The organism is Bradyrhizobium paxllaeri, from assembly GCF_001693515.2.
GTDB lineage: Bacteria > Pseudomonadota > Alphaproteobacteria > Rhizobiales > Xanthobacteraceae > Bradyrhizobium > Bradyrhizobium paxllaeri.
Genome location: NZ_CP042968.1, coordinates 748,480 through 765,490 on the forward strand (window position 1 = coordinate 748,480; position 17,011 = coordinate 765,490).

General features: G+C 63.2%; 12 protein-coding genes. 2 read left to right on the plus strand and 10 right to left on the minus strand.

The genetic code is table 11. The features are described from left to right. Positions 1 to 17 precede the first annotated feature (17 nt). A complete protein-coding gene (locus LMTR21_RS03520) occupies positions 18 to 1,169 on the plus strand; it encodes an ABC transporter substrate-binding protein (RefSeq protein ID WP_065751335.1) in 1,152 nt (383 codons plus the stop codon). A gap of 98 nt (positions 1,170 to 1,267) precedes the next feature. Here LMTR21_RS03520 and LMTR21_RS03525 read toward each other — a convergent pair whose 3' ends face one another. The 4 genes from LMTR21_RS03525 to LMTR21_RS03540 form a co-directional block, all read right to left on the minus strand. Beyond that, a complete protein-coding gene (locus LMTR21_RS03525; protein WP_065751334.1) occupies positions 1,268 to 3,841 on the minus strand; it encodes an EAL domain-containing protein in 2,574 nt (857 codons plus the stop codon). 246 nt (positions 3,842 to 4,087) lie between these two features. Next, complete coding sequence (locus LMTR21_RS03530) at positions 4,088 to 4,819, minus strand: ABC transporter ATP-binding protein (protein ID WP_065751333.1); 732 nt, start codon at positions 4,817 to 4,819, stop codon at positions 4,088 to 4,090. Beyond that, positions 4,816 to 6,585 (minus strand): branched-chain amino acid ABC transporter ATP-binding protein/permease, encoded by a 1,770-nt coding sequence (locus LMTR21_RS03535; RefSeq protein ID WP_084030465.1) that lies wholly within the window; start codon positions 6,583 to 6,585, stop codon positions 4,816 to 4,818. The genes LMTR21_RS03530 and LMTR21_RS03535 overlap by 4 nt, the downstream gene beginning before the upstream one ends. Positions 6,586 to 6,590: 5 nt before the next feature. Beyond that, a complete protein-coding gene (locus LMTR21_RS03540) occupies positions 6,591 to 7,631 on the minus strand; it encodes a branched-chain amino acid ABC transporter permease (RefSeq protein ID WP_065751331.1) in 1,041 nt (346 codons plus the stop codon). A gap of 175 nt (positions 7,632 to 7,806) precedes the next feature. Between LMTR21_RS03540 and LMTR21_RS03545 the strand changes: the two genes are divergently transcribed. Beyond that, positions 7,807 to 8,325 carry a MarR family winged helix-turn-helix transcriptional regulator gene (locus LMTR21_RS03545; protein WP_065751330.1) on the plus strand — a complete coding sequence of 173 codons (519 nt, stop codon included), beginning with the start codon at positions 7,807 to 7,809 and terminating at the stop codon, positions 8,323 to 8,325. 99 nt (positions 8,326 to 8,424) lie between these two features. Here the strand turns inward: LMTR21_RS03545 and LMTR21_RS03550 are convergent, their stop codons facing one another. From LMTR21_RS03550 to LMTR21_RS03575, 6 genes are all read right to left on the minus strand, one after another. Beyond that, the gene (locus LMTR21_RS03550; RefSeq protein ID WP_065751329.1) at positions 8,425 to 10,572 is read right to left on the minus strand and encodes a sensor domain-containing protein; all 2,148 of its coding nucleotides are present in this window, start codon (positions 10,570 to 10,572) and stop codon (positions 8,425 to 8,427) included. A gap of 181 nt (positions 10,573 to 10,753) precedes the next feature. Continuing rightward, positions 10,754 to 12,043, minus strand: a complete 1,290-nt coding sequence (locus tag LMTR21_RS03555) for a glycerate kinase type-2 family protein (RefSeq protein WP_065751328.1) — start codon at positions 12,041 to 12,043, stop codon at positions 10,754 to 10,756. A gap of 225 nt (positions 12,044 to 12,268) precedes the next feature. Continuing rightward, on the minus strand, positions 12,269 to 13,495 hold the full coding sequence (locus LMTR21_RS03560) for an ABC transporter substrate-binding protein (protein WP_065751327.1): 1,227 nt from the start codon (positions 13,493 to 13,495) through the stop codon (positions 12,269 to 12,271). 160 nt (positions 13,496 to 13,655) lie between these two features. Next, entirely contained in the window at positions 13,656 to 14,882 is a 1,227-nt protein-coding gene (locus LMTR21_RS03565; RefSeq protein WP_065751326.1) for an ABC transporter substrate-binding protein, read from the minus strand. A gap of 219 nt (positions 14,883 to 15,101) precedes the next feature. After that, positions 15,102 to 16,121 carry a branched-chain amino acid ABC transporter permease gene (locus LMTR21_RS03570; RefSeq protein WP_065751325.1) on the minus strand — a complete coding sequence of 340 codons (1,020 nt, stop codon included), beginning with the start codon at positions 16,119 to 16,121 and terminating at the stop codon, positions 15,102 to 15,104. Positions 16,122 to 16,123: 2 nt separating this feature from the next. Then, positions 16,124 to 17,002, minus strand: a complete 879-nt coding sequence (locus LMTR21_RS03575; protein ID WP_065751324.1) for a branched-chain amino acid ABC transporter permease — start codon at positions 17,000 to 17,002, stop codon at positions 16,124 to 16,126. Positions 17,003 to 17,011 lie beyond the last annotated feature (9 nt).

Here is a 17,011-nt window from a genome sequence, read left to right on the forward strand (position 1 = left end):
AATCAAGGGAGGAATGAATGAAGAAGGCCTTTCTGTCCGCTGCAGCCATTGTAGCGGCGCTCGCTTTGCCGGGCTCGCCGGCGGTTGCGCAGACCAACGAAATCACGATCGGCATCACCGTCACCACGACTGGCCCCGCGGCGGCGCTCGGCATTCCCGAACGCAATTCGCTCGACTTTGTGCCGAAGGAAATCGGCGGCGTGCCGATCAAGATCATCGTGCTCGATGACGGCGGCGACCCGACGACGGCCACCACCAATGCGCGGCGGTTCGTGACCGAATCCAAGGCCGACATCATCATGGGCTCGTCGACGACGCCGCCGACGGTTGCCGTCTCCACGGTTGCGAACGAGGCGGGCATTCCGCATTTCGGCCTCGCGCCGCTGCCGATCAATGAAGCGCGCATGAAATGGTCGGTCGCGATGCCGCAGCCGATTCCGATCATGGGCAAGGTGCTGTACGAGCACATGAAGGCGCATGGCATCAAGACCGTCGGCTATATCGGCTACTCCGATTCCTACGGCGATCTCTGGGTCAACGACTTCAAGACCCAGGCCGTTCCGATGGGCCTGACCATGGCGACCGAAGAGCGCTATGCCCGTCCCGATACGTCGGTCGCAGGCCAGGTTCTGAAGCTGGTCGCCGCCAATCCCGACGCCATCCTCGTCGGCGCTTCCGGCACCGCCGCGGCGCTGCCGCAGAGCACGCTGCGCGATCGCGGCTACAAGGGCCTGATCTACCAGACCCACGGCGCCGCCAGCATGGACTTCATCCGCATCGCTGGTCCCGCGGCGGAAGGCGTGATCATGGCTTCGGGCCCGGTGATGTCGCCGGAAACGCAGCCCGACAGCGCGCTGACCAAGAAGCCGGGTCTTGCGCTCAACACCGCCTATGAAGCCAAGTACGGTGCCAACAGCCGCAGCCAGTTCGCCGGCCACTCCTACGACGCCTTCGAGGTGCTCAAGCGCGTCATTCCGGTGGCGCTGAAGACCGCGAAGCCCGGAACGCCGGAATTCCGCGAGGCAATTCGTCTCGCGCTGATGTCCGAGAAGGAAATCGCGGCAAGCCAGGGCGTCTACAACTTCACCGAAAAGGATCGCTACGGCCTCGACGACCGCTCGCGCATCATCCTGACGGTGAAAGACGGGAAATACGTCCCGGCGAAGTAGGCGGTCCGTAGGGTGGGCAAAGCGAAGCGTGCCCACCATAAAGCGGCGAATGGGAGAGATGGTGGGCACGGCGCGTTGCGCCTTTGCCCACCCTACGGTTAACCGCTCGTCGACGCGACCAGCCGCGACGGCGTCGGTTGGGAGTGCCTCTCATCGACGCTTCGCAACATCGCACGGGCCTGCCTAGCGGCATGCTCGACCAGCCATCGCTCGAACGCTTCCGGCGCCATCGGACGCGCGCAGAGATATCCCTGCACGACGTCGCAGCCGAGTCCGGCCAGCAACCTGCGCTGCCCCTCGGTCTCGACGCCTTCGGCGACCACGGCCATCGTCAAGCTCTGGCCGACCCGGACGACGGCGGTCGCGATCGCGAGTGCGCTGGCGTCGCGCTCGATGTTGCGCATGAAGCTGCGATCGATCTTCAGTTCACGGATCGGCAGATGCGCCAGCCGGCTCAGGCTCGAATAGCCGGTGCCGAAATCGTCCAGCGACAGGCCGACGCCCAGCTTGCGGATCGCATTCATGGTCTCGATTGCGGCCGTACGCTCGTTGACGAGCACGCCTTCGGTGATCTCCAGCATCAAGGCTTCCGGCGGCAGGCCGTTGGCCGCGATGGTCTCCGCCACCACGGCTGCGAGCTTCGCGTTCTGGAAATTGAGCGGCGACAGGTTGACCGCCACGCAGGGCACGTCCAGCCCGGCGCTGCGCCACGCGGCCATCTGCCGGCAGGCTTCGCGGATCGACCACAGGCCGATCTGTTCGATCAGGCCGACCTCCTCGGCCAGCGGGATGAATTTCGAGGGCGGGACTTCGCCGAGCTCGGGATCATGCCAGCGCGAGAGCGCCTCGACGCCATAAAGCGTGCCGTCGACGGTTCGGGTCTGCGGTTGATAGACGAGCCTCAATCCGTCATTGGCGATGGCCTGGCGGAGCGCTGCGCTTATGACGAGCCGCTGCTCGGCGAGGCGGTTCATATCAGCGCTGAAGAAGCGGTGGGTCGAGCGGCCGGCCTGCTTGGCCTGGTACATCGCCGCATCGGCCTGCTGCATCAAGTTATCGATGTCGGTCGCGTTGTCGGGATAGATGCTGATGCCCATGCTGGCGGAAATCGGCACCTGGCGGCTGTCGATCCATATCGGCGAGGCCAGCGCCGTGGTGATGTTGGAGGCGACCAGCGAGGCGCGGGACGGATCGCAGTTCGGCAGGACGATGACGAACTCGTCGCCGCTCAGCCGCCCCAGCAGGTCGGATGGCTGGATGCGGGCGCGCAGCCGCTTGGCAAATTCGACAAGCAGCGCGTCGCCGGCCGAGTGGCCGAGCGTATCGTTGACGTCCTTGAAGTGATCGAGATCGAGAAATATCAGCGCGAGCTGCTTGCCCTGGCCATCATCGATCGCCTGGTTGATCAGTTGGCGCAACTGCGTGCGGTTCGGCAACCCGGTCAGCATGTCGTGGTAGGCGAGGCGGGCGATCTGGGCCCGCGCCTCCTTGCGCTCGATCGCCAGCGCGCCAAGCTGAACGCAGGCGTCGACGATCCGCTGATGCCAGCGGCTCGGCGCGCGGTGTTCCCGGAAATAGAAGGCAAAGGTTCCGATCACGCGGCCGTCCTTGGCCTTGATCGGCGTCGACCAGCAGGCCTTCAGCCCGACCGCCAGCGGCCTCGTCTTGAACGGCTGCCAGCGCGGATCGGTATCGAGATCTTCGGCCAGCACCGGTGTGCCGTAATACGCGGCCGATCCGCACGAGCCGATGTTCGGACCGATAGCGACGCCTTCGAGGGCACGGCTGTAGTCGTCGGGCAGGCTGGGGCCACCCAGCGGATGGACCAAGCCGTCCGAGTCGACGTGCAACACCGAAGCGACGACATCAGGCGCGATGACTTCGACGCGCCGGCAAAGCCGATCGGCGATCTCGGCGAGTGGAATTTCGTCGGCCAGCGCGCCCATGATGAGTTGCTGCAGCGACCGCAATTGCTTGCTCTCGGAGATGTCGCTGAGCAGGGCGAACACGTATTTGATGCGCCCACGATCGTTGCGGAACGCCTTGACCGTGGCTGAGATCCAGATCTCATTTCCATCTCTGTCGCAGGCAAGGATCTCCTCGTCGTCACCGCGTCCGTCGCAGATCCGGCGGCGCAGCCTCGCCAGGGTCTTGCGGTCGGTAAGCTGCCCGGCGAGCAACTCATTGGCCTGCCGTCCCTGCGCCTCCGCGGCCTTGTATCCGAACATTCCAGTGAACGCCGCATTAGTATAGACAACGCGCAGGTTGCGATCGGTGACGACGACCGCACGCGTGGTCTTGTCGGCCACCAGGTTCAACAGCGCGATCCGCTCGCGCCGCTCGACCTCGGCGGTGATGTCGCGAACGAAGGCCATGTAGCTGTTTCGGCCGCCGATCTCGACGCGCGAGACGGATACGGATGCGCGAAGCCGGGTGCCGTCGCTGCGGCGGATGGTGATCTCAGAATTTGGCTGCAGGTCCGTGAGACCGAGACAGCTTGCATCGAGACCGAGGATATCCGCACGGGCAACGCCCCAGATAGATTCCGCAGCGGCATTGAAATGGCTCACACGCAGATCAGCGTCGACAATGACGACCGCCTCGCTGGCCTGCTCAAGCGCCGCCAGCAGGAATTCGGGGGTTTCGACATCAGGATAATCGGAAGCACGCATCGTCTGACCTTGTGATCCACCAGCCGCTCTCGACACCCGGCGTCGGGCGGAAAGCGGCTGCAGTACCGCAAGTTAGGAGACCGCGAGTATTCGGAAAGTTGTGCAACTCACCCGATAGGGGCGGAACTCATATCATGCTTAAGATTGTGTAAGTGAAGGTGCGGCGAAATCCACTGCCGACGCGGCGGGAACCCTGGCGCTGACGCAGCGAGCTGCTCTGCCGAGCCGGCTTCGTGAGTACCCGACCTAGATCTCGCTCGCGCCTTCATGCTGGAAGCCGAGATAACTCGCCGCGACCCGCTGGTTGCTGGCGATATCGCTCGCCGATCCCGACAGGATGAATTCGCCGAGCTCCATGACGTAGGCGCGATCGGCGATCTTGAGGGCCGCTTGCGCGTTCTGCTCGACCAGCAGCACCGAGACGCCGGCCGCGCGCAGTTCGCCGATGGTACGGAAGATGTCGGCGACGATGATCGGTGCGAGCCCGAGGCTCGGTTCGTCCAGCATCAAGAGTTTTGGCGCGCCCATCAGCGCGCGGCCCATCGCCAGCATCTGCTGCTCGCCGCCGGAGAGCGTACCGGCCAATTGCTTGCGCCGCTCCTTCAACCGCGGAAACAGCGCATAGACGCGCTCGAACGATTGTGCGGCCGTGGCTTTCGGAATCCGGAAGGCGCCGAGCAGCAGATTGTCCTCGACATTCATGGTGCCGAACAATTCGCGGTGCTCGGGGACGAGACAAAGGCCCGCCGCGACGCGGTCCTCGATGTCGAGCGCAGCCATGTCCGTGCCGGCGAAGGCGGTGGCGCCCTTCAGCGGCAGCACGCCCATGATGGCGTTGAGCAGCGTGGTCTTGCCGGCGCCGTTAGCGCCGATGATGGTGACGATTTCGTTGTCGGCGACGTCGAGCGAGACCGAGCGCACGGCTTCGACCTTGCCGTAGGAAACATGGGCGTCAGAGACCGACAACAGCGCGCTCATGCGGTAGCTCCGAGATAGGCCTTGATCACATCGGGATTGGTCTTGATCGCAGCCGGCGTGCCCTCGGCGATCTTGGTGCCGAAGTCCAGCACCACCACGCGATCGGCGAGATCCATCACAAAACCCATGTCGTGCTCGACCAGCAGCACCGACATGCCGCCGTCGCGCAACTGGCGCAGGAGGGCGGCGAGCCGCTGTTTCTCCATGTGGCGCAGGCCTGCGGCCGGCTCGTCCAGCAGCAGCAATAGCGGATCGACACACAGCGCCCGCGCGATCTCGACGATGCGCTGCTGTCCCAGCGACAGGCTTCCCGCCAGCTGGTCGATCTGGTCGCCGAGGCCGACGCGCCCGATCTGGCGTGCGGCTTCCGCCAGCAACTTTGCCTCGTCGGCGCGGTCCAGCCGTAGCATGCTGGAGATCGCGCCCGCAGACCCGCGCAGATGGGCGCCGATCGCGACGTTCTCCAGCACGGTCATGTCGGGCACCAGCTTGACGTGCTGGAAGGTGCGCGCGACGCCAAGCTTGACGACCTCCTGCGGCGGGGCGTTGTCGACCTTGTGGCCGAGCACCGAGATGGTGCCGCCGGTGGTCGTCAACACGCCCGTGATCAGGTTGAATGTCGTGCTCTTGCCGGCGCCGTTGGGGCCGATCAGGGCGACGATCTCACGTGCCCCGACGTTGAAGGAGACGTCGTTCACCGCGATCACGCCGCCGAATTGCTTGCGCGCCTTCTCGATCTGCAGGAGCACGCCAGCTGAGGCTGGCGCGCGCTCGCGCTTGGCAAGGGGAAGCGATATGTCGGGTACCTTGCGGCCCGGCCTGAACGGCAGGCGCGACATCAGCCAGGGCCAGACGCCGGTCGGCGCCAGTTGCAGCAGCACGACCAGCAGGATGCCGAACACGATGGTCTCGAGCTGGCTCTGACCGCCGAAGACATAGGGCAGGTAGCTCTGCAGGATCTCTTTGAGGATGACGACGATGCCGGCGCCGAGCACCGCGCCCCAGACATAGCCGGCCCCGCCGACCACGGCGATGAAGAGATATTCGATGCCAGCATGCGCGCCGAACGGGGTCGGATTGGCCGCGCGCTGGAAATGCGCATAGAGCCAGCCGGACAGGCCGGCGAGAACCGCCGCATAAACGAACACCAGCAGTTTTGCGCGCGGCGTCTGTACGCCGAACGCTTCACCGGCGATATGGCCGCGCCGCAACGCACGGATCGCGCGGCCGGTGCGGGAGTCCAGCAGGTTCATGGTCAGCAATGCCGAGACCAGCACCCCGATCCAGATCGCAAAATAGATCGTGCCGGGATCGAGCATTCTGAAATTGCCGATCGAAAGTGGCGGGATGCCGGAGATGCCGTCGTTGCGGCCGAGGAACTCCAGCTTGCTGAACAGATAGAACAGGCCGATGCCCCAGGCGATGGTGCCGAGCGGCAGGTAATGGCCGGATAGCCGCACCGTGATGATGCCGAGCAAAACAGCGGCGATGCCGCTGACCAACAGCGAGAGCGGCAGCGTCAGCCACGGCGAGACGCCGTAGGCCGTGGTGAGTACCGCCGTGGTGTAGGCGCCAAAGCCGCAGAAGGCGGCCTGGCCGAACGAGGTGAGGCCACCGACGCCGGTCAGCAGCACAAGCCCCATCGCCACCAGCGCGGCGAGGCCGATATTGTTGAGCAGCACGATCCAGAACGGCGGGATGCCCGGAATGAACGGGATCGCCGCCATCAGAGCTGCGAAGATGAGGAGAGGGGTTCGCTGCTTCATCGCCGTCAGTCCTTCTCTTCCTCGACCGCGGGCGCTGCGAGCGAACGCAGCACCAGCACGGGAAGGATCAGCGTAAAGACGATGACCTCCTTGAAGTTGCTGGCGTAGAACGAGGAGAACGCCTCGACGCTGCCGACCAATAGCGCGGCGACCGCTGTCAGCGGATAGCTGACGAGGCCACCGATGATCGCGGCGATGAAGCCTTTCAGGCCGATCAGGAAGCCGGTGTCGTAGTAGAGCGTGGTGATCGGCACGATCAGGATGCCGGAAATCGCGCCAATCAACGACGCCAGCAGGAATGCGATCTGTCCCGACAGCGTGGTGCGGATGCCGACCAGCCGGGCGCCGAGCCGGTTCACCGCGGTGGCGCGCAGCGCCTTGCCCATCAGCGTGAAGCCGAAGAACAGCCACAGTGCGACGATGAAGGCGATCGTCAGCCCGTAGACGGCAAGGCTCTGGCCGGTAAAGCGCAGCGGGCCGATGGTGAGGGCCGCGCTCGACAGCGCCGGGCCGCGCAGACCCTCGGCGCCGAAGAACACCAGGCCCAGGCCTTGCAGCGCGAGGTGGCAGCCGACGGATGAGATCAGCAGCACCAGCACCGAGGTGTGGGCGAGCGGCTGAAACGCGATGCGGTAGAGAAACAGCCCGATTGCCGCGACGATCAGCAGCGACAGCGCGATGTTGACCGCAATCGGCGTCTTGGGCCCGGCGAGGCCGTAAGTCAGAGCCAGGATCGCGGCGGGGAGAGCGATGTTGAGGGCTAGTGAGCGGAGGACCTGTTTGAGCCGCAGCGACCGCCGCGCGTCAAACAGATCGAGAGCAAAGGCCGTCGCGCCCATCGCGAGCGCCAGCCACGCGGTGCCAGGCACCTTGCCGGTCGCCAGCACGGCGTAGCTCAGCGCGCCGAAGGTGACGAATTCGCCCTGCGGGATCAGGATGACGCGCGTGACGGCAAACACCAGCACCAGCGCAAGCCCGAGCAGCGCATAGATCGCGCCATTGGTGATGCCGTCCTGCAGCAGGAACAGCATGATCGTCGTATTCAAGACTGGCGCTCCCCCTAAAAGCGTCGCCGGTCCTGACCTCACGTGGTCTGCCGGCTGTCCCATATCTCGGCAGTTGAAAGACGCCGATATTTGATATATCCAATAACAATTATCAAATATAACATCAAGGCCCCGGCTATCGGCCGAGGCACTTTCTGGGTGCGAGCCTCACGCCATGACAGTTTCCAAGGCAGCGACCGATGCCGTCAAGCCGTCGCGCAGCAGTGGCAAGGAGATCGCCGATGGCGGCGCTGACAATGCCGGGCTGCAACTGGGCGAACTGGCCGACCTGCTCGGCTATTCGCTCAAGCGCGCCCAGCTCAAGGTGTTCGAAGACTTCCTGCATTGCGTGGCGCCGCTGCAATTGACGCCGGCGCAGTTCTCGGTGCTGCTGCTGCTCGACCGCAATCCCGGGCGCAACCAGACCGAAATTGCCAACACGCTCGGCATCCTCAGACCGAACTTCGTCTCGATGCTGGACGCGCTGGAGAGTCGCGATCTCTGCACCCGGATGCGCTCGACCAACGATCGCCGCTCGCACATCCTGGTTCTGACCGACAAGGGAAGGGCGGTGCTGGCGCGCGCCAAGAAGCTCGTCGCCAGCAAGCATGAGGCGCGCCTCAACGAGTTGCTGGGGCCTGCCAACCGCGTTGCGCTGCTCGAAATGCTGTCGAAGATCGCGACGGAGTTTTGAGTGATGTCGTCATTCCGGGATGGTCCGAAGGACCAGACCCGGAATCTCGAGATTCCGGGCTCGATGCTGCGCATCGCCCCGGAATGACAGTTCCTGAAATCAAGCCGCGACGATGCGGCCCTGAGCCTCGCGCGGGCCGCGGCCCGACAGGAACTGCCGCTCGATCTCGGCGGCGGGAAGTGGCTTGCTGAACAGGAAACCCTGCATCTCCGTGCATCCCTCGGATGCGATGCTGTGGAGCTGCTCCGCGGTTTCGACGCCCTCGGCGGTGGCCGTCATGCCCATGCCATTGGCGAGCGCCGCAACAGCCCGCACGATGTTGAGCGAGCTCGAATCCTCGGTGATGTTCTTGACGAACGAACGGTCGATCTTGATCTTGTCGAACGGAAAGCTCTGCAGGTAGGTCAGCGACGAATAGCCGGTACCGAAATCGTCCATGGCGATCCGGATTCCGAGTTCGCGCAGCTGATGCAGCAGCGCGAGCGTCGCTTCCTTGTTGTGGAGCAATACGCTCTCGGTGATTTCGATCTCGAGCCGCGTCGGCGCAAGGCCGGAAGCGGCGAGCGCGCCGATGATTACCTGCATCATGCCGGGACTGCGAAACTGGATCGCCGAAATATTGACGGCGACGTGAAGGTGGTCGGGCCATTGCGCGGCGGTGGCGCAGGCCTGTCTGATCACCCATTCGCCCATTGGAACGATGAAGCCGATCTCCTCGGCCAGCGGGATAAAGCTGGCAGGCGAGATCATTCCCTTGATCGGATGATTCCATCGTATCAAGGCCTCGAAGCCGCTGATTTCCTTGCTCGCGAGGTTGACGACCGGCTGATAGTACAGTTCGAACTCGCCTCCCGGCAGCGCCCGGCGCAGATCCTGCTCCATGATGCGGCGGGTCTGCATCTGCAGGTCCATCGCAGGCTCGAAGAAACGGAACGTGCCGCGGCCGTCGCTCTTGGCGCGATAGAGCGCCAGGTCGGCATTGCGCAGCAATTTGTCGGGGTTCGAACCGTCGCCGGGGCCGACGGAAATACCGATGCTGACGCCGATCACGGCCTGCTGGCCGTCGATGTCATAGGGCTCGCTCAGCGTATCGATGACGGCCTGCGCCAGCGAAGTGGCGTCGGCGGGATCAGCGATCGCGGCCTGCACGATCACGAACTCATCGCCTCCCATCCGCGCGATCGTGTCGGCCACGCCGACGAGTCCGCGCAGCCGCTCGGCGACGATCCTGAGCAACTTGTCGCCGCCGGGATGACCAAACGTGTCGTTTACGGCCTTGAACTGATCGAGGTCGAGATGATGGACGGCGACCATTTCACCGTGCTGAATCCTGCCCAGCGCATATTCGAGCCGCTCGTTCAGCAGCACGCGGTTGGCAAGGTCGGTCAGCGCGTCGTGATGCGCCATGTATTCGATCTTGACCTCGGACTGGCGCTGCTCGGTGATGTCCTCATGCGTCGCGACCCAGCCGCCGCCGGGCATCGGACGATGGCGGATCTTGAAGGTGCGGCCGTTCATCAGTTCGACGATGCTGTCTTTCGCGACGTTGGAAACCGCCACATTGGTGCGCCACTGCAGATATTCGTCCCGCGTCATGGCGGGGAAGCTGCCGGCTTCGAAGCGCAGGTCTACGATCTCGACCAGCGACATGCCGGGGCTGACGCGCTCGGGCGCGATATCATACATCTCGACAAAGCGATCGTTGCAGACGATCAGGCGGTGGTCGGAATCGAAGAAGCACAGCCCCTGCGACATGTTGTTGATCGCGGTGTCGAACTGGAAGTTTCTGATGCGCAGGGTTTCTTCCTGCTGCCTGCCGAGTTCGTATTGTTTCTTCAGCCGGGCATTGAGCTCTTCGCGCTCGGTGATGTCCTCGTGGGTCGCCATCCCACCGCCGCCAGGTATCGGATAGACGGTGTAGGCGATGAACCGGCCGTCGGTGAACTCCTGCACCGTGGTGTCGAGCGCGATGTCGCGGCCGACGCGCTCGCGGATATAGTCATCGACCGCGACCTGCACCTTCAGGCCGAGATTGAGCCGGTGCCGGATCAGTTCATGGGTCGGTGTTCCCGGCTTCACCTGTTCAGGCGAGAGCCCGTACATCTCCCTGTAGCGCTCATTGCAGAAAACGACTTCGCGCTTGTCGTCGAAGATGACGATTCCAAACGACAAATGGTTGATCGCCTCTTCGAGCCGCGCACTCGATTGCGCCGACCGCGAGGCGGTGATCTGGCCGTGATCCGTCATGTGGCATTTCCCCAGCCGCCGATGGCGGCTCTCCTCCTCCAGGAGAGCGGTCATTAGAAGACCATGCTGGTGAATCCACAGCTTCGAGGCGGGCAGGTCCGCGCCGGTTCCTCGCAACTTGCTCAACAGAGCGTTAACGCCGTCACGGCACGTACAGGGTGTCGACGATCGCCCGAAAAACCTAAGCGGGGTCCACCAGGATCACCCTGACGTCATTGACGTTGGTGAGCGTCGGGCCGGTCAGCAGGAGATCGCCGGTGGCCGAAAAGAACGCGGTGGCATCGTTGTTGGCGAGATAGGCCGCGGGATCGAGACCGAGCGATTTCATCTTCGCAAACGTCGTCTGATCGATCACGGCGCCGGCCGGATCGGTTGCGCTGCCGGCGCCGCCGTCGGCACCGTCGGTGTCTGCGGCCAGCGCGACGATGCCGGGCTTGTCCTTCAGGAGATCCGCCAGCGCCAGCGCATATTCCTGGTTGGGGCCGCCGCGGCCATTGCCGCGCACGGTTACCGTGAGTTCGCCGCCCGACAGGATCGCGATGCGCTTGCCTTCGCTGCGCGCCTTCAGCGCCAGCCGCGCATGGTCGGCCGCGACTTCGCGCGCCTCGCCCTCGAGATCCGCGCCGAGGGCGATGACCTCATATCCCGCGTCCTTCGCGATCTTGATGGCCGCGTCGAGCGAAGCCTTCGGTTTTGCGATCATTTCGAAGTGCGCGCGGGCAAAGGCGGGATCGCCGGGCTTGCAGCTCTCATTCCTGGAATCTTCGAGGGAGCGCCGGACCGCGTCGTCAACCGTGAGGTTATACTTCGCCACCAGCGCGCGGGCGTCCGCCAGCGTGCTCGGATCGGGCACCGTTGGTCCCGATGCGATTGCGGAGGGATCGTCGTGCGGCACGTCTGAGATCGCGAGTGTCACGATTTCGGCGGCGTGCTGTCCGGCGCGGGCCAGCCGGCCGCCCTTGATTCGCGACAGATGCTTGCGGACGATATTCATCTCGCCGATCGGTGCGCCCGAACGCAACAGCGCGCGGTTCACCTGCTGCTTCTGCGCGAACGAAACCCCGTCCGCCGGCGCGATCCAGTTCGCGGAGCCGCCGCCGGACAGCAGCACCAGCAACAGATCGTCCGCGGTTGCCTCGGCGGCGAGGCGCAGCGTTTCGTCGGCGGCCTTCAGCCCGGCTTCGTCAGGCACGGGGTGGCCGGCCTCGATCACCCTGATCCACCGCGTCGGCACGCCGTGGCCATGGCGCGTGGTGGCAAGGCCGGCCAGCCTCGACGGATCGAGCCCCAGCGCGTCGAGGTAGTGCCGTTCGGCCGCAGCCGCCATCGCCGCCGCGCCCTTGCCGGCGGCGAGGCAGATCACCTTGCCCTTCGGCACTGGGCGTAGATGCGCCGACAGCACGACGTCGGGATGCGCGGCCGCAACGGCCGCATCGAAGATCGCACGCAAGAGGGAACGTCGGTCGGTCATGATGGCACGTGAGCTGGATGAGACGGGAGGTCTGGTTATCCATCCAATCGCTGCAAAAGAAAACCCCCGCGAGCGTGCCACGGGGGGTCTTGTTGGCCGTAAATTGGCCGATCAGGAATCGAGATGACTAGCGACCCGCTCCGATGGAATCGGAACGGGTCTCCAGATTTTTGGGTGGACGCGTTTTCTTGACGCGAACCGGTTTCCACTTTGCTGGAAAACGCTCTAGCCGCCGGCGTCGCCCGAGAGGATTTCGCCGAAGCGTTCCCAGGTCTCGCCCTTGAACTTGATCAGTTGCACCGACGAGATCGGGGCGAAGTCGGTCGCTGACGTGTTGACCTTGATGCCCGGCAGCAGCCCGCCGAGTTCGAGATCCTTGATGCTGGCGGCCTGCTTCATCACGTTCGCGCGCGTGAGATTGTCGCCGGCGGCTTTCAGCACGTGCACAAGGCCCTGCGCCACGGTGTAGCCGAACATCACCGAGGCGTCGGCGCGGTTGGCTTCCGGATAGTACTTGTCCAGGAACTCGTTCCACGCCTTCATCCCGGCATCGTCCTTCCACTGCGCATCCGTCGGATCCTTCAGATACTGCGAGGAGATGATGTCCTGCGCGTTCTCCATGCCGGCGGGCTTGATGACGCTGCCGATCGAGGCCGAGACGTTGTTGAGGAAGTGCAGCGGCTTCCAGCCGATCTCCGCGTTCTTCTTGATCGCCTGCGCCGCGAATTTCGGCGTGGTGATGTTGATGAACACGTCGGCGCCGGTCGCCTTCAGCTTGACGATGTGGGAGTCGATGGTCGGTTCGGAGACTTCGTAGCTTTCCTCCAGCACGATCATCGACGCGGCCTTGGCGCCGAGACCGTCCTTGAAGCCCTTCAGATAGTCCTTACCGTAGTCGTCGTTCTGGTAGAGGATGCCGATCTTGGCGTCCGGCTTGCTCTTCAGAATGTACTTCGCATAGATCTGGGTTTCGCTCTGGTAGTTGGGCTGCCAGCCCATCGTCCAGGGGAAGCCCTTGGGATCGTTCCACTTGGTGGCGCCGGTGGCGACGAACAGTTGCGGCACCTTCTTGCTGTTGAGATATTTCTGGATCGCGGTGTTCGGCGGCGTGCCGAGCGGATTGAAGACCAGCAGCACTTCGTCGCTCTCGACCAGCTTGCGCGCCTGCTCCACCGTCTTCGGCGGGCTATAGGCGTCGTCATAGCTGATGAAGTTGATCTTGCGGCCGTTGATGCCGCCCTCGGCATTGATCTTCCTGAAGTAGGCTTCCTCGGTCTTGCCGATCACGCCATAGGCGGAAGCCGGACCGCTGTAGGGCATGATGTTGCCGATCTTGATCTCGGTATCGCTGGCGCCGGGATCATACTTCTTCTGCGCGAGAACGCCGCTCGAAGATGCGGCGAGTAGTCCAAACGCGGCCGAAGCAACCGCAAGTTTTTTCATTGTGGACATTTCTGTCTCTCCCTTTTGATTTATTAAACGTACCCGTCAGGCTTCCTTGAACGAAGCTCTTTTAATGGCGTCGTGAGTAGCATCTTGCTGGAGACCTCACAACAAAAAGCCCTGCGGCAAAGCCGCAGGGCTTGCATCTTCGATAGGCGGTGCTGGCTTACTAGCCTCCGACGTCGCCCGAGAGAATTTCGCCGAAACGCTCCCAGTTCTCGCCCTTGAACCTTATCAATTGCAATTGCGAGAGCGGAGCAAAATCGGTCGCTGACGTGTTGACCTTAATCCCAGGCAGCAGACCGCCGGGCTCAAAGTCCTTGATGCTGGCCGCCTGCTTCATGACGTTTGCGCGGGTCAGATCGTCGCCGCAGGCCTTTAGCACGTGCACCAAGCCTTGTGCGACGATATAGGCGTACATCACCGACGCATCGGCCCGGTTAGCTTCCGGATAATACTTATCCAGGAACTCGTTCCATGCCTTCATCGCGGCATCGTTCTTCCATTGCGCGTCGGTCGGATCCTTGAAGTATTGCGACGAGATGATGTCCTGTCCATTCTCGAAGCCGGCCGGCTTCATCACGCTGCCGATAGAGCCCGAGACGTTGTTGAGGAAGTGCAGCGGCTTCCAGCCGATCTCCGCGTTCTTCTTGATCGCCTGCGCCGCGAACTTCGGCGTGGTGATGTTGAAGAAGACGTCGGCGCCGGACGACTTCAGCTTGACGATGTGGGAGTCGATCGTCGGTTGCGAGACCTCATAACTCTCCTCCAGGACGATCATCGATGCCTTGGCGCCAAGTCCGTCCTTGAAGCCCTTCAGGTAGTCCTTACCGTAATCGTCGTTCTGATAGAGGATGCCGATCTTGGCGTTCGGATGGTTCTTCAGGATGTACTTGGCGTAGATCTGCGACTCGCTCTGGTAGTTGGGCTGCCAGCCCATGGTCCAGGGAAATTCCTTGGGGTCGTTCCACTTGGTTGCGCCGGTCGCGACGAACAGTTGCGGCACCTTCTTCGAGTTCAGGTATTTCTGGATCGCGGTGTTCGGCGGGGTGCCCAGTGAATTGAACACGAGCAAGACTTCATCGCTCTCGACCAGCTTGCGCACCTGTTCCACCGTCTTCGGCGGAGAGTAGGCGTCGTCATAACTGACGAAGTTGATCTTGCGACCGTTGATGCCGCCCTCGGCGTTGATCTTCCTGAAATAGGCTTCCTCGGTCTTGCCGATCACGCCGTAGGCGGAAGCGGGTCCGCTGTAGGGCATGATGTTGCCGATCTTGATTTCGGTATCGGTGGCGCCGGTGTCGTATTTCTTCTGCGCAAGCGCGTCGCTGCTGGTCGCAGCAAGCAATGCGAGGGCCGCCGAAAAGGCTCCCAAGCGCAAGTTGATGGCGAGCATTTTTTGATCTCCCTGGGATCGATGACTGTGTCATTGTTTTTGACTGGAGCACTTGGCGGCTCTTGATTGCATTGAATACCTTTCGGTTGCATCCAGCAACAAAAAGCCCTCCGCGACGGTGTCGCGGAGGGCGATATTTAGTCTGATCCCCGGGAAACTACCGCCCGGCGGAATATTGGTTAATGGCCGAGTTCGCCACTCCCGAGTTTCTTCTTGTTCTCAGTTCTTCCTGAGATTGCCGAGCATCTGCTGGGCGACCATTGCGACCTGCCTTGCACCATGCGGCACGAGGAAGATGACGAGGAACAGCAGCACACCGAACACCGCGCCGGAGAGGCCCTTGGAGATGCTCTCCGCGATGTTCGGCACGAAGATGATGAAGGCGGCGCCGACGAACGAGCCCGGCAGCCAGCCGACACCGCCGACCACCATGCCGAGGAATAGCGCGATGGCTAGGTTGATCGTGTAGCTGTCGGGCGCGACGAACGCCACGACGATGGCGCTGAGCCCGCCGGCGATACCGGTGATGCCCGCGGACACGCCGAAGGCGAGCGTCTTGTACTGGGCGACGTCGACGCCCATGGCGGAGGCCGCGATCTCATTGTCGCGGATCGACATGAAGGCGCGGCCCGAGCGTGAGCGTAGCAGGTTGACCGACCCGATATAGATCGCCAGCGCGATCGCCAGCGTGAAGTAATAGAGCCACTTGTCCTGTCCGATCGGCAGGCCGAACGGCGCATCGGGTTTCATGACGGTGAGGCCCTGCACGCCGCCGGTCCAATGCTCGAGGAAATGCAGCTTCAGGAGTTGCGGCATGGCGACGGCCAGCGCGAAGGTGGCTAGCGCCAGATAGATGCCGGAAAGCCGCAATGCGGGTTTGCCGAACAGGTAGCCGGCGCCGAACGAGACAAGCCCCGCGATCGGCAGCGTCAACGCGTAATTCACGTTGAAGTTTTCCATCAGGACCGCCGACGTATAGGCGCCGAGCGCGTAGAACGCGCTCTGGCCGAGCGAAAACTGCCCGCTGCCGCCGGTCAGGATGTTGAGCGCCAGCACCGCGATCCCGTAGATCATGACCATCGTCATCTGGAACACGACGAAGTTCTTCACGAACACCGGGGTGACGAGCAGTGCCGCCAGGATCACCAGCGAGGTGCCGGTACCCAGCGTCATGGCGCGCTTCGGAACGGCCTCGACGGCCGGGGCTTCTGTAACAGTGTCTTCTGCAGCGGCGCTCATGATCAGACTCGCTTGACGATGGCTCGGCCGAACAGACCGGCAGGTTTGAAGACCAGGACGGTGATGATCAGCGCAAGCGCGATCGGAAGTTTCAGTTCATTGCCGACGCCGGGGATATAGGTGCCGGCGAGGTTCTCGAAGACGCCGACCAGGAAGCCGCCGATGACGGCGCCAAGCGGCGAGGAAAGGCCGCCGAGCACGGCGGCGGCAAAGCCGTAAACCAGAACGCCGCCCATCATGTTCGGTTCGAGGAACACGACCGGTGCGATCAGGATGCCGGCGACGGCGCCGATCGCGGAGGCCATGCCCCAGCCGAGCGCAATCATCCAGGAGGTATTGACGCCGACCAGGCGCGCCGATTCCGGCAACGCCGCCGCGGCGCGCATCGCAAGGCCGATCCGGGTGAACTGGAAGAACAGGTAGAGTCCGACCAGCATCAAGAGTGTGACGCCGACCATCCCGGCCTGGTGGGTCGAGATCAACTGGCTGCCGAGGAACGGCGCGGAGCCGAACGGGGTCGGATACTGCTTGATGGTGAAATCCCAGATCAGTCCGGCCACCGAGTTGACGATCGCAAACAGCGCGATGAAACCGGCGACGTTGGTCAGCACCGGCGCCTTGGCGAGCGGCTTGAACAGCAGCCGCTCGATGAGGATGCCGCCGGCGAACGAGATCGCCAGCGTGAGTATGAACGACCACCAATAGGGCACGCCCCACTGCATCAATTGCCAGGAGATGAAGGTCGAGAACATCGCCATTTCGCCCTGGGCGAAATTCAGGTGGTCGATCGCCTGGTAGATCATGACCACCGCGAGCGCCATACAGGCATAGATCGCGCCCGTGGCGATCCCGGCCAGGACTTGGTTGGTAAACAGCTCCATTGTCCTGCT

What these genes read in the sequence shown, in the direction of transcription:
- LMTR21_RS03520 (WP_065751335.1), top strand. Translation starts at nt 18, where the DNA reads ATGAAGAAGGCCTTTCTGTCCGCTGCAGCCATTGTAGCGGCGCTCGCT.
- LMTR21_RS03525 (WP_065751334.1), bottom strand. Translation starts at nt 3,841, where the DNA reads ATGCGTGCTTCCGATTATCCTGATGTCGAAACCCCCGAATTCCTGCTG.
- LMTR21_RS03530 (WP_065751333.1), bottom strand. Translation starts at nt 4,819, where the DNA reads ATGAGCGCGCTGTTGTCGGTCTCTGACGCCCATGTTTCCTACGGCAAG.
- LMTR21_RS03535 (WP_084030465.1), bottom strand. Translation starts at nt 6,585, where the DNA reads ATGAAGCAGCGAACCCCTCTCCTCATCTTCGCAGCTCTGATGGCGGCG.
- LMTR21_RS03545 (WP_065751330.1), top strand. Translation starts at nt 7,807, where the DNA reads ATGACAGTTTCCAAGGCAGCGACCGATGCCGTCAAGCCGTCGCGCAGC.
- LMTR21_RS03550 (WP_065751329.1), bottom strand. Translation starts at nt 10,572, where the DNA reads ATGACGGATCACGGCCAGATCACCGCCTCGCGGTCGGCGCAATCGAGT.
- LMTR21_RS03555 (WP_065751328.1), bottom strand. Translation starts at nt 12,043, where the DNA reads ATGACCGACCGACGTTCCCTCTTGCGTGCGATCTTCGATGCGGCCGTT.
- LMTR21_RS03560 (WP_065751327.1), bottom strand. Translation starts at nt 13,495, where the DNA reads ATGTCCACAATGAAAAAACTTGCGGTTGCTTCGGCCGCGTTTGGACTA.
- LMTR21_RS03565 (WP_065751326.1), bottom strand. Translation starts at nt 14,882, where the DNA reads ATGCTCGCCATCAACTTGCGCTTGGGAGCCTTTTCGGCGGCCCTCGCA.
- LMTR21_RS03570 (WP_065751325.1), bottom strand. Translation starts at nt 16,121, where the DNA reads ATGAGCGCCGCTGCAGAAGACACTGTTACAGAAGCCCCGGCCGTCGAG.
- LMTR21_RS03575 (WP_065751324.1), bottom strand. Translation starts at nt 17,002, where the DNA reads ATGGAGCTGTTTACCAACCAAGTCCTGGCCGGGATCGCCACGGGCGCG.